This is a genomic window from Mycobacterium sp. MAA66 (genome assembly GCF_041261665.1).
Classification (GTDB): domain Bacteria; phylum Actinomycetota; class Actinomycetes; order Mycobacteriales; family Mycobacteriaceae; genus Mycobacterium.
This window is the reverse complement of record NZ_JBGCCC010000002.1, coordinates 736,262-758,413: the sequence shown is the minus strand read 5'-3', so window position 1 is coordinate 758,413 and position 22,152 is coordinate 736,262. Positions and strand designations below refer to the sequence as shown.

The 22,152-nt window shown below is 65.8% G+C and carries 20 protein-coding genes; 6 read left to right on the top strand and 14 right to left on the bottom strand.

Annotated elements, in window-relative coordinates; genetic code table 11:
* Positions 1–8 precede the first annotated feature (8 nt).
* Positions 9–3,068 (bottom strand): MMPL family transporter, encoded by a 3,060-nt coding sequence (locus tag ABIA30_RS10185; RefSeq protein WP_370064700.1) that lies wholly within the window; start codon positions 3,066–3,068, stop codon positions 9–11.
* Positions 3,069–3,184: 116 nt separating this feature from the next.
* Here ABIA30_RS10185 and ABIA30_RS10180 point away from each other — a divergent pair, with 116 nt between their 5' ends.
* The gene (locus tag ABIA30_RS10180; RefSeq protein ID WP_370064698.1) at positions 3,185–3,754 is read left to right on the top strand and encodes a TetR/AcrR family transcriptional regulator; all 570 of its coding nucleotides are present in this window, start codon (positions 3,185–3,187) and stop codon (positions 3,752–3,754) included.
* Here ABIA30_RS10180 and ABIA30_RS10175 read toward each other — a convergent pair.
* The 7 genes from ABIA30_RS10175 to ABIA30_RS10145 form a co-directional block, all read right to left on the bottom strand.
* The gene (locus ABIA30_RS10175) at positions 3,751–4,755 is read right to left on the bottom strand and encodes an alpha/beta hydrolase (protein WP_370064696.1); all 1,005 of its coding nucleotides are present in this window, start codon (positions 4,753–4,755) and stop codon (positions 3,751–3,753) included. The two genes, ABIA30_RS10180 and ABIA30_RS10175, sit on opposite strands and share 4 nt — an antisense overlap.
* Entirely contained in the window at positions 4,752–5,537 is a 786-nt protein-coding gene (locus tag ABIA30_RS10170) for an exodeoxyribonuclease III (protein WP_370064694.1), read from the bottom strand. The genes ABIA30_RS10175 and ABIA30_RS10170 overlap by 4 nt, the downstream gene beginning before the upstream one ends.
* 11 nt (positions 5,538–5,548) lie before the next feature.
* Positions 5,549–9,010 (bottom strand): ATP-binding protein, encoded by a 3,462-nt coding sequence (locus tag ABIA30_RS10165; protein ID WP_370064692.1) that lies wholly within the window; start codon positions 9,008–9,010, stop codon positions 5,549–5,551.
* Complete coding sequence (locus ABIA30_RS10160; protein ID WP_370064690.1) at positions 9,000–9,680, bottom strand: DUF4194 domain-containing protein; 681 nt, start codon at positions 9,678–9,680, stop codon at positions 9,000–9,002. The genes ABIA30_RS10165 and ABIA30_RS10160 overlap by 11 nt, the downstream gene beginning before the upstream one ends.
* Positions 9,677–11,113 (bottom strand): DUF3375 domain-containing protein, encoded by a 1,437-nt coding sequence (locus ABIA30_RS10155; RefSeq protein ID WP_370065497.1) that lies wholly within the window; start codon positions 11,111–11,113, stop codon positions 9,677–9,679. Before ABIA30_RS10155 ends, ABIA30_RS10160 begins: the two co-directional genes overlap by 4 nt.
* Before the next feature lie 161 nt (positions 11,114–11,274).
* Positions 11,275–11,907, bottom strand: a complete 633-nt coding sequence (locus ABIA30_RS10150) for a hypothetical protein (RefSeq protein WP_370064688.1) — start codon at positions 11,905–11,907, stop codon at positions 11,275–11,277.
* 1 nt (position 11,908) lies between these two features.
* Positions 11,909–12,502 (bottom strand): peptide deformylase, encoded by a 594-nt coding sequence (locus tag ABIA30_RS10145; RefSeq protein ID WP_370064686.1) that lies wholly within the window; start codon positions 12,500–12,502, stop codon positions 11,909–11,911.
* A 137-nt stretch (positions 12,503–12,639) separates the two neighbouring features.
* Between ABIA30_RS10145 and ABIA30_RS10140 the strand changes: the two genes are divergently transcribed.
* From ABIA30_RS10140 to ABIA30_RS10120, 5 genes are read left to right on the top strand one after another with little or no spacing between them, the layout of a single operon-like run.
* Entirely contained in the window at positions 12,640–12,948 is a 309-nt protein-coding gene (locus ABIA30_RS10140; RefSeq protein ID WP_370064684.1) for a DUF3263 domain-containing protein, read from the top strand.
* A gap of 41 nt (positions 12,949–12,989) precedes the next feature.
* Positions 12,990–13,472, top strand: coding sequence for a LytR C-terminal domain-containing protein (locus ABIA30_RS10135; protein ID WP_370064682.1), 483 nt, complete (start codon positions 12,990–12,992; stop codon positions 13,470–13,472).
* 9 nt (positions 13,473–13,481) lie between these two features.
* Complete coding sequence (locus tag ABIA30_RS10130; RefSeq protein WP_370064680.1) at positions 13,482–14,192, top strand: superoxide dismutase family protein; 711 nt, start codon at positions 13,482–13,484, stop codon at positions 14,190–14,192.
* Complete coding sequence (locus ABIA30_RS10125) at positions 14,173–15,324, top strand: glutamate--cysteine ligase (protein ID WP_370064678.1); 1,152 nt, start codon at positions 14,173–14,175, stop codon at positions 15,322–15,324. The genes ABIA30_RS10130 and ABIA30_RS10125 overlap by 20 nt, the downstream gene beginning before the upstream one ends.
* Before the next feature lie 2 nt (positions 15,325–15,326).
* Positions 15,327–15,959, top strand: a complete 633-nt coding sequence (locus ABIA30_RS10120; protein ID WP_370064676.1) for an LON peptidase substrate-binding domain-containing protein — start codon at positions 15,327–15,329, stop codon at positions 15,957–15,959.
* A gap of 95 nt (positions 15,960–16,054) precedes the next feature.
* Here the strand turns inward: ABIA30_RS10120 and mnhG are convergent, their stop codons facing one another.
* Genes mnhG through ABIA30_RS10090 form a run of 6 tightly spaced genes read right to left on the bottom strand, consistent with a single transcriptional unit; the run spans position 16,055 to position 22,070 of the window.
* Positions 16,055–16,390: a monovalent cation/H(+) antiporter subunit G gene (gene mnhG, locus ABIA30_RS10115; protein WP_370064674.1), complete on the bottom strand. Its 336-nt coding sequence runs from the start codon at positions 16,388–16,390 to the stop codon at positions 16,055–16,057.
* Complete coding sequence (locus ABIA30_RS10110) at positions 16,387–16,662, bottom strand: monovalent cation/H+ antiporter complex subunit F (protein WP_370064672.1); 276 nt, start codon at positions 16,660–16,662, stop codon at positions 16,387–16,389. The genes mnhG and ABIA30_RS10110 overlap by 4 nt, the downstream gene beginning before the upstream one ends.
* On the bottom strand, positions 16,659–17,168 hold the full coding sequence (locus tag ABIA30_RS10105; protein WP_370064670.1) for a Na+/H+ antiporter subunit E: 510 nt from the start codon (positions 17,166–17,168) through the stop codon (positions 16,659–16,661). Before ABIA30_RS10105 ends, ABIA30_RS10110 begins: the two co-directional genes overlap by 4 nt.
* Positions 17,165–18,769 carry a Na+/H+ antiporter subunit D gene (locus ABIA30_RS10100; RefSeq protein WP_370064668.1) on the bottom strand — a complete coding sequence of 535 codons (1,605 nt, stop codon included), beginning with the start codon at positions 18,767–18,769 and terminating at the stop codon, positions 17,165–17,167. Before ABIA30_RS10100 ends, ABIA30_RS10105 begins: the two co-directional genes overlap by 4 nt.
* The gene (locus tag ABIA30_RS10095) at positions 18,766–19,242 is read right to left on the bottom strand and encodes a Na(+)/H(+) antiporter subunit C (RefSeq protein ID WP_370064666.1); all 477 of its coding nucleotides are present in this window, start codon (positions 19,240–19,242) and stop codon (positions 18,766–18,768) included. Before ABIA30_RS10095 ends, ABIA30_RS10100 begins: the two co-directional genes overlap by 4 nt.
* Positions 19,239–22,070, bottom strand: coding sequence for a Na+/H+ antiporter subunit A (locus tag ABIA30_RS10090; RefSeq protein ID WP_370064664.1), 2,832 nt, complete (start codon positions 22,068–22,070; stop codon positions 19,239–19,241). The genes ABIA30_RS10095 and ABIA30_RS10090 overlap by 4 nt, the downstream gene beginning before the upstream one ends.
* Between the last annotated feature and the right edge of the window lie 82 nt (positions 22,071–22,152).

Genomic DNA, 22,152 nt, shown 5'->3' with positions numbered 1-22,152 from the left:
ATAACGGCTCAATGGCGGTCGGCCGTCGGGGCCGGCTTGCTCGGCCACCAGATGCGGTTCCCGATCAGGGCCATGGCGGCCGGTACCAGCACGGTGCGCACTAAGGTGATGTCGATCAGCAGGCCCACGCCGACGGTGAACCCGATCTGCAGCAGGTTGATCACCCGCCCACTCATCAACGCGAACATCGTGAGCGCGAAAACGATGCCGGCCGTGGTGATCACGCTCCCGGTGCTGCCGAAGCTGCGGATGATTCCGCGGATCATGCCGTCGCCCGACTCGTCGCGGATGCGTGCAGCGAACAACATGCTGTAGTCGGCGCCCACGGCGATGAGGGCCATGAACGACACCGGGAACACCGACCAGTCCACATCGACACCGATGATGTGCTGCCACACCAGGACACTGAATCCGGACGCGGCGGCGAACGACACGGTCACCACTGCGACCATGAACACCGGTGCCGCGATGCTGCGCAACAACGCAATCAGCACCAGCAGCACACCCAGGATGGCCACGACGCCGTAGACCGCGAAGTCGTGCCATACCTGGTCGCGCATGTCTGCGGAGAGCGAAGCCAGGCCGGTGGTGGCGAAACGGGCGCCCTGCAAAGAAGTTCCGAACGCAGCCTGGGTAGCCGCGACAGGCAGTGTGCGGGTGGTGTCCAAAGCCTCGGCGCTGTACGGATTGATCTTCCAGATGACCAGCATGCGCGCGGTCTTGCCGTCGGGGGAGAACAGAAGATTCTGGGCTGACCGGAATGCCGGATCCGAAAATCCCTGGGGCGGAAGGTAGAAACCGGAGGCCGGACCGCCCGCGGTGTGCGAGCTCAATGTGGTCAGGTAGTCCGAGGCCTGGCCGAGTCCGTCGGTGAGCCGGCCGGACATGTCGACCACGCGGTCCACCCCGCCCTTGACCTGATCGAGTCCGGCGGCAAGTTGAGTGATCCCGGCATTGAGGCGGTCGGCACCGCGCACCAGTTCTGTGAGTTGGGTCTTGGCTTGAGCCGGAGACCCGCCGGGCAGAGTCGAGGCCAGGCTCTGCAGCTTGGCCAACGCATCTCGGATTGACGGCTCCGCGGCCCTGACCTTGTCGACGGTCACTTGGGGGATCGCGGTGAGCCGCTGCGCCTGCAGCAATGTCCGGCTGACCGCGCCATCGGAGATCGCGTCGAGGTCGGCCAGGTCCGAACGTGCTCTGCTGCATACCGGGTTGGCCAGGCAATCCGGCCCGGGTTGCGGGGCCAGTGCTGAGCCCAGCGTGGAACTCACCACCCGACCGGCGTCGGCGACCTGGGCGTTGCCGTCGATCGCCTGCAACGCCATATCGAGTAATCCGGCAGAGGAACTGAGATCGGCCAACGCCGAACGGACGTCCACGGTTCCGTCGGTGAGCGTGGAGAGTCCGGCGCCGGCTGCCTGATAGCTGTCGAGCATCTGATGGGCCAGACCGGTGACCTGCCTTATGCCGGAAGCCAATTGGGGTACCTGGGTGGCCGCGGCGGCGGCGCCGTCGCGGAGCGCAGTGGTACCCACACCTAATCGATGGATGTCGGGCGCGGCGTCGGACACCTGCTTGCGGGCATCGCCGAGGCGGTCCGCCAGAACCCCAGCCTGATAGCCAATGGTGGTTTGGGGCAACTGCTTTCCGTCGGGACGCGTCATCGACCGGACGTACGCGACTTCGGGCATTGCGGCGATCCGGCCTGCGACGCGGTCGAGCGCCGCGAGGTCGTCGGTGTTGCGCATGTCGTGATTCGCGGTGACGATCAGGTACTCGGGGGCGGCCTCGTTGACGCCCCAATGGGCGTAGGTCTTTTCGTAGCCGGCGGCACTCTCGGTGCGGTCGAGCTGCATGGCGTTCTCGTCGAAGTTGACCCGGAACGTGGTCAGGACTGTTGCGGTGCCCAGCAGAACCGCGAGCGACGCGGTGACCAGCACCCCGGACCGACGGATCATCGTGGATCCGATTCGGCGCCAACGTCGGTCGTTCAGCTGGCGGGGTTCGGCCAGACCGAGCCTACCCAGGATCGACAGCAGCGCGTAGGGCAGTGACATCGATACCGCCAAGCCGACCACGATGGCGATGGCGATGGGCGGGCCCGCAGCTTTGAACATGCCGAGCTGGGTGAAGCCCATCGCCGTGGCCGCTGCGGCGATGGTCAGCATCGACGCCACCAGGATTCCCGAAACACGCTGTCCGGCTTGGGCTATCGAATCGCCGACGGGGAGTTGGCTGCGTCGGGCTTCGTGATAGCCCGACAGGATGAAGATGGCGTAGTCAGTGGCGGCGCCGAGCAGCATCGCGGTCATCAGGGCGATGGTGAAGTTCGAGACGGTCAGGGTGCCGGTCATGCCGAGCAACGAGACGATCGGGCGGGCCACGCCGAGGGCGATGCCGATGGTCAACAGCGGAATCATCGCCGTCGCCAGCGATCGGTAGACGACGAGCAGTACCAGCGTGATGAGCAGAACGCTGACCACTGTGATGATCAACAGCGAGAAGTCCATGGCGCTGAACAGATCTGCCAACGTGGGCGACGGACCGGTCAGGTAGACCTCGACGCCGGGCGGTTTCGGCAGTGCTTTGATCGCCTCACGGATCGCGAGGGTGTTCTGATGGGCTCGCGTGGACCCGACGTCACCGGTACCGGCCACCACCAGATTGATGGCCTTGTGGTCGGGACTGAGTGCAATGCCGCGCAATTGCGGATTGTCGTAGGTGTCCAGTACGTAGGCCACGTTCGCGCTGTCGCGTTGCAGAGTGGCGACGACGTTGCGGTAAAGGGCTTCGTCCGCGGTGCTGATCCCGCTTTCGTCGACCAGCACCACGCTTCCGATCGCGGACGACTGCGGGACCCCGAAGGCGTCGGACATCTCTCGCAAGGTCTGTGCGGCCTGGATGTTGGCCGGCATGAACGGCGCGGAGTGAGCGGCGACGGTCTGCTCCAACTGGGGGATGCCGACGTTGAGAAGGCCCGTCAGGGCTACCCAGAAGCCGATGACCAGCCAGGCCCATCTGGCGCAGAAACGGCTGGTAGCGGCGAAAAACGTACTGTTGTGCCCCACTCTCGAGCCCCCCTCGATTCGAGACCCGAACTACACCGTTCGGTCTACTATTGATGGCAGACGCTAGTAGACCGATTGGTATGCAAACAATGCCGTAAGACAGGGAGATGCATCACATGACTGCCCGGGATCGGCTCCTCGTCACAGCCATCGATCTGGTCCGGCGGCAAGGTGTTGCCGGAACCGGACTCAGCCAACTGCTTGAGCGCAGCGGCGCCGCGCGCCGATCGCTCTACCTGAACTTCCCCGGGGGCAAGGCCGAGCTGGTGGCCGACGCGACCGTGATGGCGGGGACCGCGCTGGCCGATGGCATCGACGTACTGCTCGACGAACGGGGTCCGGTCGGGGCGGTTCGGGCTTTCGTCGAAATGTGGATAACGAATCTGACCACTGGTGACTTCGCGGTCGGATGTCCGATCGTCGCAGCCGCTCTCGGCCGGACGGAGGCACCCGCCGCGGCCGACGCCGCCGGTGCCGCCTTCCTCGATTGGGAACGTCGCATCGCGGCCGGGCTCGAAACCGCAGGGTTGTCAACCGATGACGCCGCGCGCCAGGCGACGCTGACCGTCGCCGCAGTGGAGGGCGCCATCATCGTGGCCCAGGCGACCCGGTCCGAACTGCCGCTACGGCGGGTTGAGCAAGCGCTCGTCGAGACGACCGAGCAGCTCCTGGCCGGCCGGGACTAGGCGATCTTGCTCGGCGGCACGTCGGTGGCTGTGCCGGAAAGGCATTCGGCGATGAAACTCGCCATCCGCGCAAATGCTCGGCGGCTTTCGGGTAGCCGGGGAAATATGGCGGGAAATGCGTGGAGTTGACTGGGCCAGGCTACGACGTCGCACCTGCGGCCTGCTTGGTCAAGCCGCTCCTGCATCCGTTCGGCGTCGCACAACAGCGCCTCTGACGCGGACACCACGATCAGCGACGGCGGCATGGTGTCCATCGGTCCCGACACGGGCTCCAGCCTGGCAATCAGATCCGTTGTGGGGCAAACGCGTTCGGTGATGACGGGCATCGCGGTAGCGATCCCGAACACGTCCGTCCGGGCGTTCAGATGTGCGCGGCGCGCGACGTTGTCCAATTCCAGCAAGGGCGAGATGCCGACCACTCCAGCGGGGGTGGGAAGTCCGTGCTGCGGGGCGCGCTGCGCGGTGGCGAAGGCCAAGAACCCGCCGGCCGAGTCGCCGGCGATGATGACCTTGGCCGGATCGACGCCCTGGCCGAGCAACTCGCGGTATGCGCCAAGACAATCGGCGACGGACGTCTCTAGATCGACCTCGGGGTACTGCCGATACTCGATGTGCACCACCGGCAATCGCGTGACTTGCGCCAGGGTCGCGACGGCACGGATGTGAGTGTTCAGATCGCCGAGGACGAAACCGCCGCCATGGAAGTACAGGATGACCCCGGCCTCGGTCGATGCGGGCAGCTCGCGCACCGCCACTGTCTCGACGCGCAGACCGTTCCACGTGGAAGTGGTCAACCGGAATTTTCGCAGCGGCTGGAGACGTTGCAGCCGGGCAATCTTGTTGACGCGGCGTCCCAGCTGCTCGATCCGTGCCGATGTGGACTCATATCCCGCTGTGGTCAGCGTACGGATGAGTATGCGGGCCAACAGGAGTCGCGCAATGAAGTGGATGATTCGGGCGCGCCGACTGGTCGGCTCGACGGCGTTGACAACGGCGGTCACTGTCCCAACTCCACCAGTACCGGTGCGTGATCGCTGGGCTGCTTGCCCTTACGTTCTTCGCGGACGATCTCGCCGTGCGTGACCCGGGCCGCGAATTCCGGTGAGCCGAGCACGAAATCGATGCGCATACCCTGCTTCTTGGGGAAGCGTAGTTGGGTGTAGTCCCAGTAGGTGTAGACACCCGGCCCCGGAGTGAAGGGGCGCACCACGTCGACGAAGCCGGCGTCGTTCATCGCCCGGAACGCGGCGCGCTCGGGCTCGGAGACATGCGTCGAGTCCTGGAACTCCGCCATGTCCCACACGTCTTCGTCGGTCGGCGCGATATTCCAGTCACCCACCAGTGCCAGGGGCAGCGACGGGTCGTCGGCCAGCCAGCCCGAAGCGGTATCACGCAGGGCGGCAAGCCACTTGAGCTTGTAGGGCAGGTGCGGGTCGTCCAGGGTGCGGCCGTTCGGGACGTACAGGCTCCACACCCGCACCCCGCCGCACGTCGCGCCGATGGCGCGGGCCTCGTCGACCTCCTGCCACTGCGGTTGACCATCGAAGCCGATCTGCACGTCGTCCAAGCCGACGCGGGAGGCGATCGCCACGCCATTCCACTGGCTGAACCCGACATGGGCGATCTCGTAACCCAGCGCCGCGAACGGCATCGTCGGGAACTGGTCGTCCTTGCATTTGGTTTCCTGCATGGCCAGCACGTCGACGTCAGCGCGCGACAGCCAGTCGGTGACCCGGTCGACGCGGGTGCGGATGGAGTTGACGTTCCAAGTAGCGATACGCATGGGGCTCCTCGTCAGACCGGCTCGGGGACCTTCAGGTCCCGACGCAGGGCGGTGAAATCGGTGATGGTCTTGGTGGCCACGCTGGCGACCGGACGGGCATTACGGCCGGTGGCCTCGGACTTGGACACCATGACCACCCCGTCGATATACGGCTGGATGGTGGTGGCGTTCTGCACCGTGGCCACGATGACGAGCTGGAAGCCGAACTTACGGAACGCCTGCAGTGCCTGAGAGGCGAACTGCGGGTCCGACTTGGAGAACGCCTCGTCGAGCATCAGCTGGGCGAAAACCGGCTTGTTGGCGTCGCCCTCGGCGTCAGCCGACGATGATGTCGCGTCCGGGTTGGCCAGGTTGAAGCTCAGCGCGCCGGCCAGACAGAAGGCCATCAGCTTCTCCTGCTCGCCGCCCGAGTTGTCGCCGGCATTGCTGTGGGTGCGGATCAGCTCGCCGACCGCCACATCCCACTCGGCGCAGTCGAAGGTGAAGCGATTGCGCACGTCGAGCGCATCGCGGGTCCAGGCCCGATCCTCGGGAGCATTGCTGGCCAACCGGTTTCGTAGCCGAAGGATGTCGGCGTACTGGTCCAGGATGGCTTTCTTGTCGCCCAGGCCGACCTCGGCGATGCGTCGGGAGATGGCCTTGACGATGTCGGTCAGCTCGGACACTGCGGCCAGGCTGCGGGGGTTGGCGCGCAGAGTCAGCCGGGTACCACGGTTGAATTCGACTGCGCCCAAACCGGTGTTGACCCGGTCGATCTGCTCGCTGATCCGGCGGGTCTCCTGTTCGGCCACCCGGTGCAGGGTCAGGATCGCATCCGGCGCCTGCTCGGTGATCAGGCGCATCATCCGGTCGTACGCGTCGGGAAGCTCCCGCTCGTCGATGTGCCGGCACACCGCGACGTAGTCGTAGATCCGTTCGTCGAAGTCATCCGAGTCATTGGGAATGGCATCCGGGAACGAGGTGTCGAACGTCGTGACGATGCGGGTCAGTTCCTCGTACGAGCGTCGGCGACTCTCGGTGAGTTGGTCGCGCTCCCGGCGGATCGCGGTGAACAGAGCTTCGCGATGCGGTTCAGGGTTGAGCAGCTCCAACGGGACGGGAATTTCGGATGCATAGCGCCGCAACAGATCTGTTGCGTGTTCGGACATTTCCGGCGGTGCGAGTCGCTCCTGCAGATCCAGTAACCGAGTACGCCGGCTGTCCAAGTCGTCACGCCGGGTGGCGATGGCCCCGCGCCGGGTCATCAGCGTCTGGATGTCGACCCAGCATTCCTCGGCCCTGGCGCTCAATGCCTCGATGTCGGGGTGGTCGGCCAACAGCAGTTCGTACTGTTCGCGCAGGCGGTCGGCATGGCCCTCGGCGGTGTCGATGTCGATCTGGCTCCACTGGGGAAACTGCTCGTAGATCGCCTTGCACGCAGTGGCCCGGTCGCGCCACTGCTGCCGCCTCGCGGCAATCTCATCGGCGGCCTTGCGGGCCTTGGCGAAGGCCTCTTCGGCTTCGGTCAATTCGGTGTGCAGGGCGTCGAGCTTGGCGCCGATATCGCCTTGGTAGATGTACTCCGACGGCTTGATCGGGCGGCGATCGTCCTTGACGGCCAGGCGTTCGGAGTCCTTGTACAGACCGGTGTCGGTCACCGCGCGCCGGAAGCGGACGAAGACATCCGGGGTGTCCACGCAGATGTGGTCACCGGCCGCGGCCACGATATCGGCGGCCTCGGCCGCACATGCGTGGCGAGGATTGACCTGGAACAGCTTGCCCGCCAACGTGTTCGACTCGGCCTCTCGACCCGAGGCGCCTGGTCGGACATGGTGCAGTGCCAACCGGCCCCGCATGTTGGTCTCGTTGACGAATCGCAGCACCTTGGCGTAGTGCTGATCGGGCACCAGGAGCCGCAGACCCACGCCGCGCAGCACCTTCTCCACCGCGACGCGCCACCGGTGCTGATCTGGTTGCAGGTCGAAAAGCTCGGCCACATAGGGCAGTTCAGCCGAATCCAGACCGACTGCCGCGCAGATCTGCTCACGCATGGTCACCGCGAACTCCGGCAACGCCGAGCCGACGTGCTCGACGCGTTTGAGTTCCTTGGCGGCGTTGTCGCGCAGGATACGGGCCGACTTCTGCGCGTACTCGGCGTCGGTGGAGGCCTCTCGGCCCCACTCGAGTTTGCCAAGCATATCGGTGGCCTGCCGGGTCAGCTCCTCACGCAGATTCCAGAATTCATCGGCGGTGTCGGGTATTTCGAAGCCCTGGGCAGCGACCATCTCCTCGTAGCCGCTGCGGCGACGAGCCACGTCGTCGGCCTGCGACTCTGCGGCGGTCACCTGAGCCTGCAGCGGCCCGACGTTCGCCGAGGCACCGCTGATCTGCGCGTTGAGCGAATCACCTTCGGCCTTGGCCAGATTCAACTGCCGGGTCAGATCGCCGTGCTCGTTCTCCAGCTGATCAATGGTGGTGTCCAGCGTCGAGACTTCGGCCGGGCACTGGCGCAACCGGACGTGATCGGTGTAGGTACGGACCATCGGCAGGTCCACCAGGTCGATGATGCCCAGGTCGGTCGACTCGGCGGCGTACCGGATCTGGATCGCCTCGATGTCACCGAGGATCTTGCGCTTGCGCTGGGCTACCGCCAGCAGTTCGCGGGCCTCCACCAGCGGGTCGATCTGCTTGAGCGCCTCGGGCAGCCGAGCCAGGCTGTCGGGTTCGTCGAGCATGAACTCCCGGACAAATTGCTCCAGACCACCAACGCTTTTCAGGGACTTGGCCTTGCCCAGCAGCTGCTGGGCGGCTTCAGAGGCGCGGATGCCGATCGAGGCATACAGCTGGGCCAGGTACTGCGATTCGACCTTGGTGGTGAACCGCCAGCCGTTATATTTCCCGTCGCTTCGCTCGCCACGGACGCTTTTCCCGTCGCTTCGCTCGCCTCGGGCGTCTTTCCCGTCGCTTCGCTCGCCCCGGACGTCCTTGAAAACGCCAGTGTCGAACCGGCCCGCCGCCCAGCGGTTGCACACGTCCTCGATGTCGAGGTCGCCGTCACCGATGACGAACCGGCTGGAGGAGTCTGAACGTGATTCTCCGGTAAGCCATTTGAGTACCAGGCCGGTGATGGTCCGGCCGGTGTTGCTGGTGTAGGTGACCGCCACCGCGGACCAGGTGGTGCCGTCGCCGCGCAGGTACATCACCTGGCTGCTGCCGGCCTCGCTGCGCTGCCCCCAAGCGCCGCGGACGTACTTGTCGACGGTGCGCCGGCCGGCACTGGAACCGGCTGCGGTGTTGTCGCCGGAGGCGTTGAAGTTGCGCCGGTTGAACGGCAGGAAGCCGAGCGAAATCGCGTCCAGCAGAGATGATTTGCCGCTGCCGGAGGCGCCGGCGACCAACGAGCCACCCGCGCTGAAAGGAATGGAGTGGTAGCCGTCGAACACACCCCAGTTGATGATCTGCAACCGGGACAGATGAAACTGTTCAGGCGGCATCGTCCGCACCTCCGCCGGTTCCTGTGAGTTGTTCGAACTGCTGTTGAAGTTCGGTGATGACCGACGCCGTCATCACCGCGGTGATGACGGGGCTGACGGTGTAGCTGTCCTCGTCGTCGCGGCTGCGGCGCAGGATGTCCAGCCCGGCCAGCCGGGCTATGGCCGCGTCGACGCGCGCGGTGAAAGTCACCGTATCCCGGTCGGTTTCGTTGAGGACCCCGGCGAACAGGCCGTGTATCTCGTCGCGCGTGATCAGGAAATTCTGGTCGCCCCCGGCGCGCATCATCTGGGCCAGGTGCAGTGCCAGGATCGAGTCGTAGGTACCCAGTGGCTCGCGGCGGAGCAGCTTGATGCCCTTGGCCGATTCGTACCGGGCCTGCTCGATGAAGGCGATGTCGACGCTCTGGGAGATGCGCAGTTGCAAGTCCAGTTCGGACAACCGCACCGACAGGTCCGCACGGTACTCCAGGATCCAGCTGTAGATGTCCGGGTCGGACTCGCTGCTGATGTAGCGCCGGGTCAGCAGGTGTTGCAGCGCCCAGCAGGCCCGGTCGGGCAGGGCGCTGACATCGCCGTCGAACCGTGGACGCCGCTGCTGCGGGGCGCGGCTGCTGCTGTCGACCTCCGGTAGTGATGCGAAATCGACTGGTACTTCTGGTGTTTCGGTCACTGTGCGGCTCCCAGCACCGGCTCGGTGAATATCAGATTCGGGACCTCCATCTCACGGTCGCGACCGTCGAGTGAACGGAATCGGACCACGGCGGACTCTCCGGCAGCACTGGATGCGGGCTGCTTGAGTGCCCAGGACCAGAGCACGATGACGTGCCCCAGGTATGGCGACTGCAGCAGTGACACGGCTTCCGGCAATGACACTGGGCGTTGTGCGACAACAGAATTAACCAGATCGGACATCGCCGGTGCGTCAACCTGGGTGGTCAGCGCGGCGAAGCTGGACAGGTCCACATCACCCTGGGCGGCGACCGCCGGTTTGGGTGCGGACAGGTCGCCGATCTTGAAGCTCAGCGCCCCGATCGAGCTGATCGCGTGCCGGGCCAACGGCACCTCCAGGTCCAGCCGGGAATCGGTCAGCGACTCCTTCAACAAGGCCCGGGCCGCGGCGATGGCGTCCCCCAACTGCCGGGCAACCCCGCGGCTGGACTCCATGGTGCCGAACGCGGTGAAGCGTTTGACCCGTTGCGCACACCGCTGCTGGATGCGCTCCACTTCGTCGATCTGGTGCCCGATCAGTTCGAAGAACCCGGCCATGACCTTGCGCAGCGCGGGATCGAGTTCGGGCAGCGCCGAGGCGACGGCGGCGATATCGCTCTCGAACTCGGCGCGTTGGTCGGGGTCGTTGATCATCCGGAGAAACGCCCGGTGCGAATCGCGGCCGGCCGAGTCCCAGGCCGCCTGGTAGTCGGAGTACATCTGGCGCTGGCGGTCGCGGTACTCGATGTTGGTGTCGATGGGGTCGTCGAGCGCCGCGGTGGCCTGCTCAATCATGGTGCCGTACAAGCCGATATCGGTGATCAGGCGTTCCATCTGAAGGGCAATGGCCCGGGCTTCGTCGTACATGTCGGTGACATCGGGTTCCGGCCGCAAGCCGGCCTCGAGCGCCTCGAGCTCGCGGTGCAGTTCGGCGATCTCGGCCTCGATGCCGGCGCGGATCTGGTCCGCGTCACCGGTGGCGCGGGTGGCGATCTGGCGCAATCGTGCGGCGATTCCGTTGATCGAGCCGCCGGTGGCGATGGTGTCGCCACGGCGCATACCCCGAACGAAGTCCAGCGCGCGCCGGGCGTCCTGGGTCAGGTAGCAGACATTACGGGCAACGTCGCGCGTTGTGGTCCGGTGGTCCAAGACGCGGTGCAGCCAACCCTGGCTGGCCCACGACTTGATCAGCGCGAGGCCGGATTGCTCGGCCTCGCCGAGTGACTCAAGATCGCGTTCCAGCCGGACCACGAGCTCGGTCTCGGCGACCATGCCCTGGATCAGGTGACGCTCCATCAGGGTGGCGTAGACGCCCAGATTGTTGGTGGCCAGCAATCGGACTGCCCGGGAGCCCTGAACTTCACGATTGAGTTCGAGCAACTCGGCAGCCGACATCGCCGCGTTCTCGTGCACCGGACGACGATACTTGGCCGCCCGGACCGGCCCGTTGCCCGGCTGCACTCACCCCAAAATAAACGTATTGGTCAATTCTTACCGCTCGGTACAGGGTGAAGGCCTCTGACGCGGTGATCGGGGGCCCACTGGCAGTACGCGCGTCAGACGAGGTCGGTCGCGAGTACGTAGCGGGCCCGGTGGTGCAGCCGGAAGCCGAGCGATTCGAACCGCGCGATCCTCGGCGCGTCGTCTTCGGGTATCCGCAGGTAGGCCAGGCCTGACGCAGTGACGGCGACAGCTGGGTCGATCGGCCCGTCGATCTCTGCGAGTCGGTCACACGTCATCATGCGCGAAGGGTGCGCGCCCGCCGCGCGCACTGGAAGCAGGCGCTCGGGCAGGTCCAACCAGGGCGGTAACCCGCGAGCCGCGTACCACTCGATGATCTGCGCCAGCGTCCCGAGCCCAGCCGAAAACTCCAGTGGGGCAGCCGAATTAGACCGCAGTTCGGCGTCTTCGACGTCGGCGCGCAGCAACCAGCCGGCGGCCCATTGCTGCTCTGCGGCCGGCCGCGCCAGTGCGGCCGTGCGCTCCAGATCTCGGATCTGTGAATTGCGCACCGGTGTGTGCGACAACTCACGCACCGACACCACGTCGGCGGGGGAGAGTTCGACACGCTCACCGGACTTGGTGCGCACCACCACAACCGGGCTCAGCGCCTCCAGGTGCCCGATGACGTCGGTCAGGCCTTCGGGCACCCGGTAGCGGAGCGAGACGCGGCTGCCGACCGAGGGCATGTCAGTGACCGAACGGGTCTTCGACCTCGCCGGGCGTCCAGCTCAGGCCCGGCACACCCCACTTGTTGGACTTGACCGTGCGCTTGGCGGACCGGGCGTTGCGGCCGATCAGGCGGTCGAGATACAGGAAGCCATCGAGGTGACCGGTCTCGTGCTGCAGCATGCGGGCGAACAGTCCGTTGCCCTCCAGCTCGACCGGCTGCCCGTCGGCGTCCAGACCCGTGACTCTGGCCCAGGTGGCCCGACCGGTCGGGAACGATTCGCCGGGCACCGACAGGCAGCCCTCGTCGTCGTTTTCCGGGTCGGGCATGGTCTCGGGGATTTCGGAGGTCTCCAGCACGGGATTGACCACGACGCCGCGGCGCCGGGTGGTCTCGCCGCGTTCGTCGGCGCAGTCATAGACGAACACCCGCAGACCGACGCCGATCTGGTTGGCAGCGAGGCCTACGCCGTTGGCGGCGTCCATCGTTTCGTACATGTCGGCGATCAGTTCGGCGAGGTCGGCGGGCAGCGATCCATCCGCGCCCACGGGCACCGGACTGGTCGCGGTATGCAGGACTGGGTCACCAACGATGCGAATCGGTCTTACGGCCATGACGAGCAAGTTTATGTGAGCCGACTCGCGGGTAACGTTCCCGGCTCAACTCGGTCCGCCGTGGTTGAATGAGCGCCGAATCCCTTTGGGATGTAATGCGTGGAACTAAGGCGAGCCAGAAGGGGTCCAGGGGCGATATGGACGGCGCTATTGCGCGGACTGAGCAATCCGGGGACAACTCTGAGCTCATCGACGGTCTAACCCGCCGAGAACACGACGTGTTGGCGTTCGAGCGGCAGTGGTGGAAGTACGCCGGATCCAAAGAGGACGCCATCAAGGAACTGTTCTCGATGTCGGCCACCCGTTACTACCAGGTGCTCAACGCACTGGTTGACCGTCCGGAGGCGTTGGCTGCCGATCCCATGCTGGTCAAACGGCTGCGTCGGCAGCGTGCCAGCCGCCAGAAGGCCAAGGCCGCCCGCCGGCTTGGCTTCGAAATCACCTGAGCTTTTCACCCTGTGGGCTCGCCTCGATACAGTGAGGGGCAATGAATCAGCGAGAATCGTCCGGGTTGCCGCTGCGCGCCATGGTCATGGTGTTGCTCTTCCTCGGCGTGGTGTTCCTGCTCGTCGCCATCCAGTCACTGACTTCGGATGGCAAACCCGACGCGAGCTCGTCCGGTAGTTCCAGCAGCGTGGCGTCCAGCGCTGCGCCGACGACGTCGACACCACCGGCCGCGGCCAAGGCCAATGTCGAGGTGTTCAACGTCTCCGAGGTGGCCGGGGCAGCCAAGACCGTGACCGACAAACTGCACGACGCCCAGTGGAATGTCACGACCACCGACAACTTGAGCGTCGAACCCGTACCACCGGCCACCACGGTGTATTTCGGCGACGCCCCTGGTCAGAAGGACTCTGCCGAGGCGGTGGCCAAGATTCTCGGTACCGGTGTCCCGGTTGCTCCACGCGGCGACATTCCGGCGCTGGCTGACCGGCCATCGGACGTCGTGATCGTGTTGGTCACCGGTTAGGCTCTCGGCATGCCGATCTCAGCTCCGCTTCGCTTCCTGGCCGCCGTGGCGGTCATCGCCCCCATCGCCACCGCGTGCGCGCCGTATGAGCCGTCTGCTGCCGGGCCGGGTCCGACGCCGCCGATCTGGACCGGTGTCGAGCACGCTCCGGGTGCTGCGCAGTCGCACGGTGAGGCGCGTCCCGCTGTCGCCGTCGTCGGCGAGAAGCTGGTCGCCGACCTGAAGACCCCCGAGGGTGTCTCCGTCGCGACCGCCGAGTTCGTCTTCGCCGAAGGCTTCGCCACGGTCAACGTCAAGACCACCCAGCCCGGCCTGCTGGCCCCGGGCTTCCACGGACTGCACATCCACTCGGTGGGCAAGTGCGAACCCAACTCGGTTGCCCCGGCCGGCGGCGCAGCCGGTGACTTCCTTTCGGCGGGTGGGCATTTCCAGGCACCGGGTAGTACCGGCCACCCGCACAGCGGTGACCTGACTTCGCTACAGGTCCGCGCCGACGGCACCGCGTCGCTGACCACCACCACCGACTCGTTCACCGCCGAAGAACTGCTGGCCGGCAACAAGACCGCGATCGTCATCCACGAGAAGGCCGACAACTTCGGCAACATCCCGGCGGATCGTTACCAGCAGATCGCCGGTGGCGCCCCAGGCGCAGACGAAGCCACGATGGGCACCGGGGACTCCGGTAAGCGCTTGGCTTGCGGTGTCATCTCCGCCGGGTAAGGCGCAGTCCGGCACCCGCCCCCCACGTATCGACTTCGCCGGTTCGCCTCGGCCAACCGTCGGAGTCGAGTGGGAATTCGCCCTGGTCGATGCCCAGACCCGGGATCTGAGCAACGAGGCCGCCGCGGTCATCGCCGAGATCGGCGAGACCCCGCATGTTCATAAAGAGCTGCTCCGCAACACCATTGAGGTCGTCACCGGGGTATGTGACAACTCGGGTCAGGCCATGGACGACCTGCGTGCGACTCTCGGGCCGGTGCAACGCATCGTCGAGGACCGCGGTATGGAGCTGTTCTGTGCGGGCACCCATCCGTTCGCCGACTGGGCTACCCAGCAGCTGACCGAGGGGCCGCGGTACGCCGAACTCATCAAACGCACCCAGTGGTGGGGTCGGCAGATGCTGATCTGGGGTGTGCATGTGCACGTAGGGATTTCGTCTGCACACAAGGTGATGCCGATCATCACCTCGCTGCTGAACCAGTACCCGCACCTGCTGGCACTGTCGGCGTCGTCCCCGTACTGGGACGGTGACGACACCGGGTACGCAAGCAACCGGGCCATGATGTTCCAGCAATTGCCGACCGCCGGTTTGCCGTTCCATTTCCAGAAGTGGTCGCACTTCGAGCGGTTCGTCCACGACCAGCGCAAGACCGGAATCATCGATCACATGAACGAGATCCGGTGGGACATCAGGCCGTCCCCGCACCTCGGCACGGTGGAGATCCGGATCTTCGACGGGGTGTCCAACATTGCCGAGCTCAGCGCTTTGGTGGCGCTGACCCACTGCCTGGTGGTGGATCTGGACCGGCGACTGGACGCGGGTGAGCAGCTGCCCACCATGCCGCCGTGGCATGTGCAGGAAAACAAATGGCGCGCAGCGCGTTACGGACTGGACGCGGAGATCATCCTGGATGCCGACAGCAACGAGCGGTTGGTGACCGACGATCTTGAGGTCCTGCTGAACCGGCTGGAACCCGTTGCGGCTTCGTTGAATTGCGCCGACGAGCTGGCTCGGGTGGCGGATATCTATACCGGCGGTGGGTCGTATCAGCGACAGCGACGGGTGGCCGAGGAGAACGACGGTGATCTGTTGGCGGTCGTCGACTCGCTGGTGGGTGAACTGGAGTTGTAGCCATGCCCGTTACGCCGATGTTCCCGCTGGAATCCGTGCGATTGCCCGGTGAGGACTTACCGCTGCGAATCTTCGAGCCGCGGTACGGCGTGCTGGTGCAGGATTGCCTGGCCGCGAGCGAACCGGCGTTCGGGGTGGTGCTGATCTCGGCGGGCCGCGAAGTCGGCGGCGGCGATGCCCGACTCGACGTCGGTGCCCTGGCGCACATCGATCAGTGTGAGGCCGACGGCGTGGGCCGCTACCGGTTGGCCTGCTCGATCACCGAGCGAATCAGGATTCTCCAGTGGCACAACGACGATCCGTATCCGCGGGCGTCGGTCGAGTTGTGGCCGGACGAGGTAGGGCCCGCGGTGCCCGAGGCCGCCGTCGTGGCCGTCGAGGACCAGATCATGGCGGTGTTCTCCCGGTTGGCCTCGGTACGGGGTATGCAGTTGCGTAAGCGGGAATTCGTGTTGGGTCCGCCGGCGGGCGAGGTCGGAAAGCGGCTGTACCGCTTGGCATCCCGGGTTCCGATGGGGCAGGCGGACAAGTACTCGGTGCTGGCGGCACCACATGCGTCGGCGCGGCTTGCGGCCTTGACCGAGGCAGTCGAAAGCGTCGCGGCGATGGTGGAGTTCCAGCTGTCCCAGGATTGAGTGTTGGCCGGCGGACGGACCGCGGGCCGTGCGGGGCCGCAGCAACGCCCAACGCGGTTGCACCCACGCTCTCGGCGATATTCTCGGCGTCGTCGTCAGTTCGGGGGGTGCTCTTCTAATTCGTCTCGGACCAACAGGTCATCACGGAAACTCTGTTCGCGGTAAGCCATCTGGCCGACGCGGTTGGCCACCACGGGTGCCGTGATCAGAGTGAACAAGCCGGCCAGGATCAGCATGCCGACGTCGGCCTGGCCGCGCAGCCGGACTGCAGCACCGGTCAACACCAGCAGTAGGCCCAATACCTGCGGTTTGGTGGCCGCGTGCATGCGAGACAGGGTGTCCGGGAAGCGAACCACACCGATCGCGGCGGTCAGCGCCAGCAATGAACCGGAGAGCACCAAAACAGCTGCGGTGACATCGAATACGTTCATCGCGGCCGTTCCTCGCCTTTGTCGCGGACGCGGAAGCGGGCCACGCTGACCGAGCCGACGAAACTGATCAGGGCCAGCGCGGTGAGGCTGTAGGTGACGGTGGTGTCCAGGCTGAACGCCGCCCAGGTACCGATGGCGCACATGGTCACCGCGACGAAGGTGTCCAGCCCGACCAGCCGGTCCAATGTGCTGGGCCCGGCCAGTATCCGGAACAGCGTCAGTATCGCCGCAATGATCAGCATGACGGCGGCGATGATCCACACGGTCGTCATACGTGAGTACGCCCATGCTCGAACGAGGCAATCATCAGCCGCTCCACTTCGGCGATCTGGTGGTAGAAGCGTTTCACCGCACGGTCGGAGCCGACGTCCAGCACATGCACGTAGATCATCCGGCGATCCTGGTCGATTTCCAGCACGATCGACCCGGGGATCAGGTTGATGACGTTGACTGCCAAGGCCAGGATCAGGTCCGACCTGAGATCGAGGCGGGCACGTAGCACCGCGGTCAGCGGCGGAGGACCAGGCTTGACGGCCAGCCAGGCCACCTGAATCGACGACAGCACAAGGTAATACGCCACCTGAACGAGAAGCCGCAGCAGTGCCAGCGCATCCAGCCGGCCTTCCACCGCCACCGGTGGCAACGGCAGCAGCACGGTGATCAGCAATGCCACCGCCAGGCCACCGAGAACATTGGCCGGGGTGACGGCGCCCCACAGCAGCACCCAGACGGCGGTGAGCCAGCACAAGATCAAGGCGCGCAACCCGATTCGCCTCATGGGTTCAGCACCGCCGACACGTACTGGTCACGGTCGAGCACTTGGTCGGCGGCCCGCTCGGCGTATCCGAAGATCGGTCCGGCCAGCACAGTCAACGTCAGGCCGACGGCGATGAGCACCGCGGTGGGAGCCAGCATGCTGACCGGCATCCGGCCGACGTCGGCCCGATCGTCGATGTCGACATCGGGCGCCGGCCCCAACAACACCGCAGGAGTTGCGGTGGCCAGCGCGCCCTCTGGCGCGTCCGCACGGGACCGCCAGAACGCCTGCGTCCATACCCGGGCCATCACGTACAACGTCAGCAAGCTGGTGACGACGCTGCCCGCGACCAGTGCCCAGGGCAGAACGGAACCATCGGCGGTGCCTGCTTCAGTACCCGCCTGCAACAGCGCAACCTTGCCGATGAAGCCCGAGAAAGGCGGAATGCCACCGAGATTGAGCGCAGGAATGATGAACAGGAAAGCAAGCAGTGGGCTCGCTGCGGCCAACCCGCCGAGGCGCCGCAGCGTAGACGCACCGGCTTGCCGTTCGATCAGACCGACCACCAGGAACAGGGTGGTTTGCACGACGATGTGGTGGGCGACGTAGTAGATGGCCCCGGACATGCCCAGTCGATTGGACACCGCGATACCGAAGACCAGGTACCCGATGTGACTGACCAGGGTGAAGGACAGCAGCCGCTTGATGTCGCTCTGCGCCATCGCACCGAAGATGCCGATCAGCATGGTCAGTAGCGCTGCCACCAGCAACACGTTGTCCAGTGCGCCGCCAGGGAACAACAGCGTGTGGGCCCGAATGATGGCGTACACCCCGACTTTGGTGAGCAGGCCGGCGAACACGGCCGTCACCGGGGCCGGCGCAGTCGGATACGAATCGGGCAGCCACGCCGAGAGCGGGAACACGGCGGCTTTGATGCCGAAGGCCACCAACAGCACCGCGAACAGCGCGGCGCGGGTACCCGAGGGGACGACATCGAGCCGATGGGCCAATTCGGCGAGGTTCAGGGTGCCGGTCGCCGCATATATCAGCGCGATGCCGATCAGGAAGATCACCGACGACACCAGCGACACCATGACGTAACCGATTCCGGCTCGTACCCGTTCCTCGCTGGCGCCGATGGTCAACAGCACGAAACTGGCGGCCAACAACACCTCGAACCCGACGAACAGGTTGAACAGGTCGCCGGCCAAGAACGCGATGCACACGCCCGTCGACAACACCAGATACGTTGGCAGAAATATGGATACGGGCTGATCATCCCCACCGTCCCGGATGCCCTGGCCGATGGCGTACCACACCACCGCCAGCAGCACGACCGCCGATACCACCAGCATCAATGCCGAAAGCCGGTCTACCACAAGGACGATGCCCAGCGGACCCATTCCCGGTTCGGTCTGTCCCCAGCCGCCCACGGCGACCGCGATGGTGCCGTCCCGGTCGGCGAGGTAGGCCAGCCCGAGACAGGCCGCCACCAACGCCGTCAGCGCCACCATCGTGACGGCGCGCTGCAACCGCGGTCTGCGCCCGGCGAACAGTGTCACCGCCGCACCGAGGAGCGGGATCAACACGGGTAGCGGCGCCAGCACCGCGTCGATGGTCACGTCCGCTCCGAGAGATCGCCGGGTAGGGCGTCCTGCTCGGCCGGCGCATCGTTGTCGGCGGAGGGGATCTGTTGCGCCGGAAGATCTTCGTCGATGGCCGGAGTGTCCGAGGCGGACAACTGCACGAGGCGGGTGTCCTCGGGGTCGTCGGTGACCTCTTCCGCGGTGGTCAACTGGTAAGACCGGTAGATCAGGGCCAGCACGAAGGCGGTCATGCCCATGGTGATGACGATCGCGGTCAGCACCATGCCCTGGGCGAGTGGATCGGCGGTGACGGTGTGGTCTGCACTGGTGCGGCCGCGCACCGGGGGATTGCCGGCGCTGCCGCCGATGACCAGGATCAGCAGGTTGACTGCGTTGCCGATCAGCAACAGGCCCAACAACATTCGGGTCATGTTGCGTTCCAGCAGCAGATACACCCCGGTGCTGGTGAGTCCACCGATCAGCAACAGGGGAACCAGATAGGTGGTCATCGGGCAGTCACCTGTCCTGCCTGGATCTCTTCGTCGATCCGAGCGCCCAGGCTGCGCAGCACATCCAACACCAGGCCGACGACGATCAGATACACCCCGAGGTCGAAGAACAGTGCGGTCACCACCTTCACCGAGCCCAGCACCGGCAGCGTGAATTTCAGCACCGCACTGGACAATACCGGCGCACCCGCCAACAGCGAGGTCGCGGCGGTACCGGCAGACAGAGCCAGTCCGGTGCCCAGCACCTTGCCCGCATCCAGCGGCAAGGTCTCACCCAACTCGTAACGCCCACCGGCCAGATAGCGCAGCACGAGGGCCAGGCCTGCGGTCAAACCCCCGGCGAATCCACCGCCGGGTGTGTTGTGCCCGGCGAAGAAGAAATACACCGAGAGCACCATGATGAGCGGGAAGATCAGGCGGGTCGCGACCTCGAGTACCAGTGAGCGGTAGCGCGGATCGCGCATCTCGCTGCCGCGTAGCCAGGTCGCATTGGGTGTGGTCTGCAGATCCTTGGGCACCCGCGGCGCAGAACCGAAACGACGGTGCCGGAACACCATTGACGCCACACCTGTCGCCGCCACCAGCAGCACCGAGATCTCCCCGAGGGTGTCCCAGGCCCGGATGTCGACCAGCAGCACGTTGACGGTGTTGGCGCCGTGCCCGCGGTCATAAGCGGCGTCGGGCAGTAATTCGGCCAGCGGCCGGGTCCTGCGAGCGGCCATCGCATACACCGCGAGGGCGGTGACCCCTGCGCCGACCGCGATCGCGATGACCGCGCGCGGAAGCCGGTGGCGCTTCATGGATGCCTCGTCGGCCTCGGCCGGAAGGGTGCGCAGCACCAGCACGAAGATCACCAAAGTCAGTGTCTCGACCAGAAATTGGGTCAGCGCAAGGTCCGGCGCACCGTGGAAGATGTAGAACGCGCCGCAGCCGTAGCCCGTGACCCCGACGACCAACACCGCCGCCAACCGGTTTCGAAGCACGGTGGCCGCCACCGCGGCGGTCAGGATGATCACACAGACCACCACCTGAATCGGTGAATGCCACCAACGCAATTCGGGCCGGTCACGGGTACCCAGGATCAACACCGTCACCGGCAACAGCACCAGGGTGGACAGGATCACCGCCTGGGTCGACGGGATCGAGCCGCGTTGGGTGAAGGCGGTCAGCCGTGTCGCGAACCGATCCGCACCGCGGATCACCGCGTCATACATCCGGTCGGCGTTGCCCAGCGGAACATACGGCAGCCGCAACACGCGCAGCCGGTCCCGCGCCACGAACGCCACCGCACCCGTGGTCAGCACCAGGACCGACAGCAGCAATGGCAGGTTGACCCCGTGCCACAAAGCCAAGTGGTAGCCGCTGGAGCCGGGCTGAGCGCTCGTGTAATCGGAGATTGCGTCGTTCAACGGTGTCGGCAGGAGTCCGAAGATCAGGCCCGCCGCGGCCAGGATCGCCGGTGACAACAGGAATCCGACTGTCGGGCGGTGCATCTCGGCGACCCGAGTGCTGGGTGCGGGCCGGCCCTTTCGGGCGAACGCACCATGCAGGAAACGCAGGCTGTAGACGGTGGTGAACACCGAGCCGAACGCCACGATGCCCAGGACGTACGGCGCAGCCGTCCCCAGAGTGGGGCTGTGCCAGAGGGTTTCGAAGTCGGCCTCCTTGGCCACGAAACCCAGGAACGGCGGTAGTGCCGCCATGCTCGCCGCCGCGGTCACCGCGATCGTCAACAGCACCGGGCTGCGCTGTCCGAGCCAGGCCAGCTTTCGGATGTCGCGGGTGCCGGTGGTGTGGTCGATGACCCCGACCACCATGAACAGGGCGGCTTTGAACATCGCATGCGCACAGAGCATCGCCAGGCCGGCCAGCATCAGGTCGCCCCCGCCGGCGCCGACGAGCACGGTGATCAAACCGAGTTGGCTGACCGTGCCGTACGCCAGGATCAACTTGAGGTCGTGTTCGCGCAATGCCCGCCAGCCGGCCAACAACAGCGTCACCAGCCCGAGCGTGACCACCGTGGGGCGCCAACCCGGGGAGTCGGCATACCCGGGCGCCATCCGTGCGATCAGATATACGCCGGCCTTGACCATCGCCGCGGCGTGCAGGTACGCACTGACCGGGGTCGGCGCGGCCATCGCGCCGGGCAGCCAGAAATGCAGCGGCACGATCGCCGACTTCGACAGCGCGCCGACCAGAAGTAGCACCGCGCCGACCGCAGCCAGGGTGCCCGATGGCGGGGCGACAATGAGTTGGGACAGGTCGTAGCTGCCGGCCAGAGTGCCCAGGATGACGATGCCGACCAGCATGGCCAGGCCGCCGGCGGTGGTGACCAGCAGCGCCTGGGTGGCGGCCCGGCGGCTGGTGGCCCGCTCGGCGTAGTGGCCGACCAGCAGGAACGACAGCACCGTGGTCAGTTCCCAGAACAGGTACAGCACCAGCATGTTGTCGCTGCACACCAAGCCGAACATGGCACCGGAGAACGCCACCAACTCGGCGGCGAAACTGGGCAGGCGGTTCTCCGTGTGGCCATCTTCGTGATGGAAATATTCGGCGCAGTACAGCAGTACGAGCGCGCCCACCGCCAGCACCAGCACGCTCATGATCGCCGACAGAGCGTCGAACCGCAGGGTGATGTCCATGGACAGCTGGGGCAGCCAGGTCACATGTACGGACTTTTCGTCGATACCGGGCCAGAGCCGGACCACCCAGATCAGCGATACCGCGGGCACCAACGCCAGTGGGTAGAAAGCTCGCCGTCCCCAGCGCCGGACGAGCAAGGGTGCCACCGCGGTAGCGACCGCATGCAGGCACAGGACGGTGAGCATGTCTCGCCGAGCTTACGTGTCGAGGTGCCGGGCGGCGCGGCAACAGTTGGTGCAGGCCATCGGGCCGCTGCACGGAAACGTG

Excerpts from the sequence above, each read along its gene's own strand:
- ABIA30_RS10180 (WP_370064698.1), top strand. The coding sequence starts at position 3,185 with ATGACTGCCCGGGATCGGCTCCTCGTCACAGCCATCGATCTGGTCCGG.
- ABIA30_RS10170 (WP_370064694.1), bottom strand. The coding sequence starts at position 5,537 with ATGCGTATCGCTACTTGGAACGTCAACTCCATCCGCACCCGCGTCGAC.
- ABIA30_RS10165 (WP_370064692.1), bottom strand. The coding sequence starts at position 9,010 with ATGCCGCCTGAACAGTTTCATCTGTCCCGGTTGCAGATCATCAACTGG.
- ABIA30_RS10155 (WP_370065497.1), bottom strand. The coding sequence starts at position 11,113 with ATGTCGGCTGCCGAGTTGCTCGAACTCAATCGTGAAGTTCAGGGCTCC.
- ABIA30_RS10150 (WP_370064688.1), bottom strand. The coding sequence starts at position 11,907 with ATGCCCTCGGTCGGCAGCCGCGTCTCGCTCCGCTACCGGGTGCCCGAA.
- ABIA30_RS10145 (WP_370064686.1), bottom strand. The coding sequence starts at position 12,502 with ATGGCCGTAAGACCGATTCGCATCGTTGGTGACCCAGTCCTGCATACC.
- ABIA30_RS10140 (WP_370064684.1), top strand. The coding sequence starts at position 12,640 with ATGGACGGCGCTATTGCGCGGACTGAGCAATCCGGGGACAACTCTGAG.
- ABIA30_RS10135 (WP_370064682.1), top strand. The coding sequence starts at position 12,990 with ATGAATCAGCGAGAATCGTCCGGGTTGCCGCTGCGCGCCATGGTCATG.
- ABIA30_RS10130 (WP_370064680.1), top strand. The coding sequence starts at position 13,482 with ATGCCGATCTCAGCTCCGCTTCGCTTCCTGGCCGCCGTGGCGGTCATC.
- ABIA30_RS10120 (WP_370064676.1), top strand. The coding sequence starts at position 15,327 with ATGCCCGTTACGCCGATGTTCCCGCTGGAATCCGTGCGATTGCCCGGT.
- mnhG (WP_370064674.1), bottom strand. The coding sequence starts at position 16,390 with ATGAACGTATTCGATGTCACCGCAGCTGTTTTGGTGCTCTCCGGTTCA.
- ABIA30_RS10110 (WP_370064672.1), bottom strand. The coding sequence starts at position 16,662 with ATGACGACCGTGTGGATCATCGCCGCCGTCATGCTGATCATTGCGGCG.
- ABIA30_RS10105 (WP_370064670.1), bottom strand. The coding sequence starts at position 17,168 with ATGAGGCGAATCGGGTTGCGCGCCTTGATCTTGTGCTGGCTCACCGCC.
- ABIA30_RS10095 (WP_370064666.1), bottom strand. The coding sequence starts at position 19,242 with ATGACCACCTATCTGGTTCCCCTGTTGCTGATCGGTGGACTCACCAGC.
- ABIA30_RS10090 (WP_370064664.1), bottom strand. The coding sequence starts at position 22,070 with ATGCTCACCGTCCTGTGCCTGCATGCGGTCGCTACCGCGGTGGCACCC.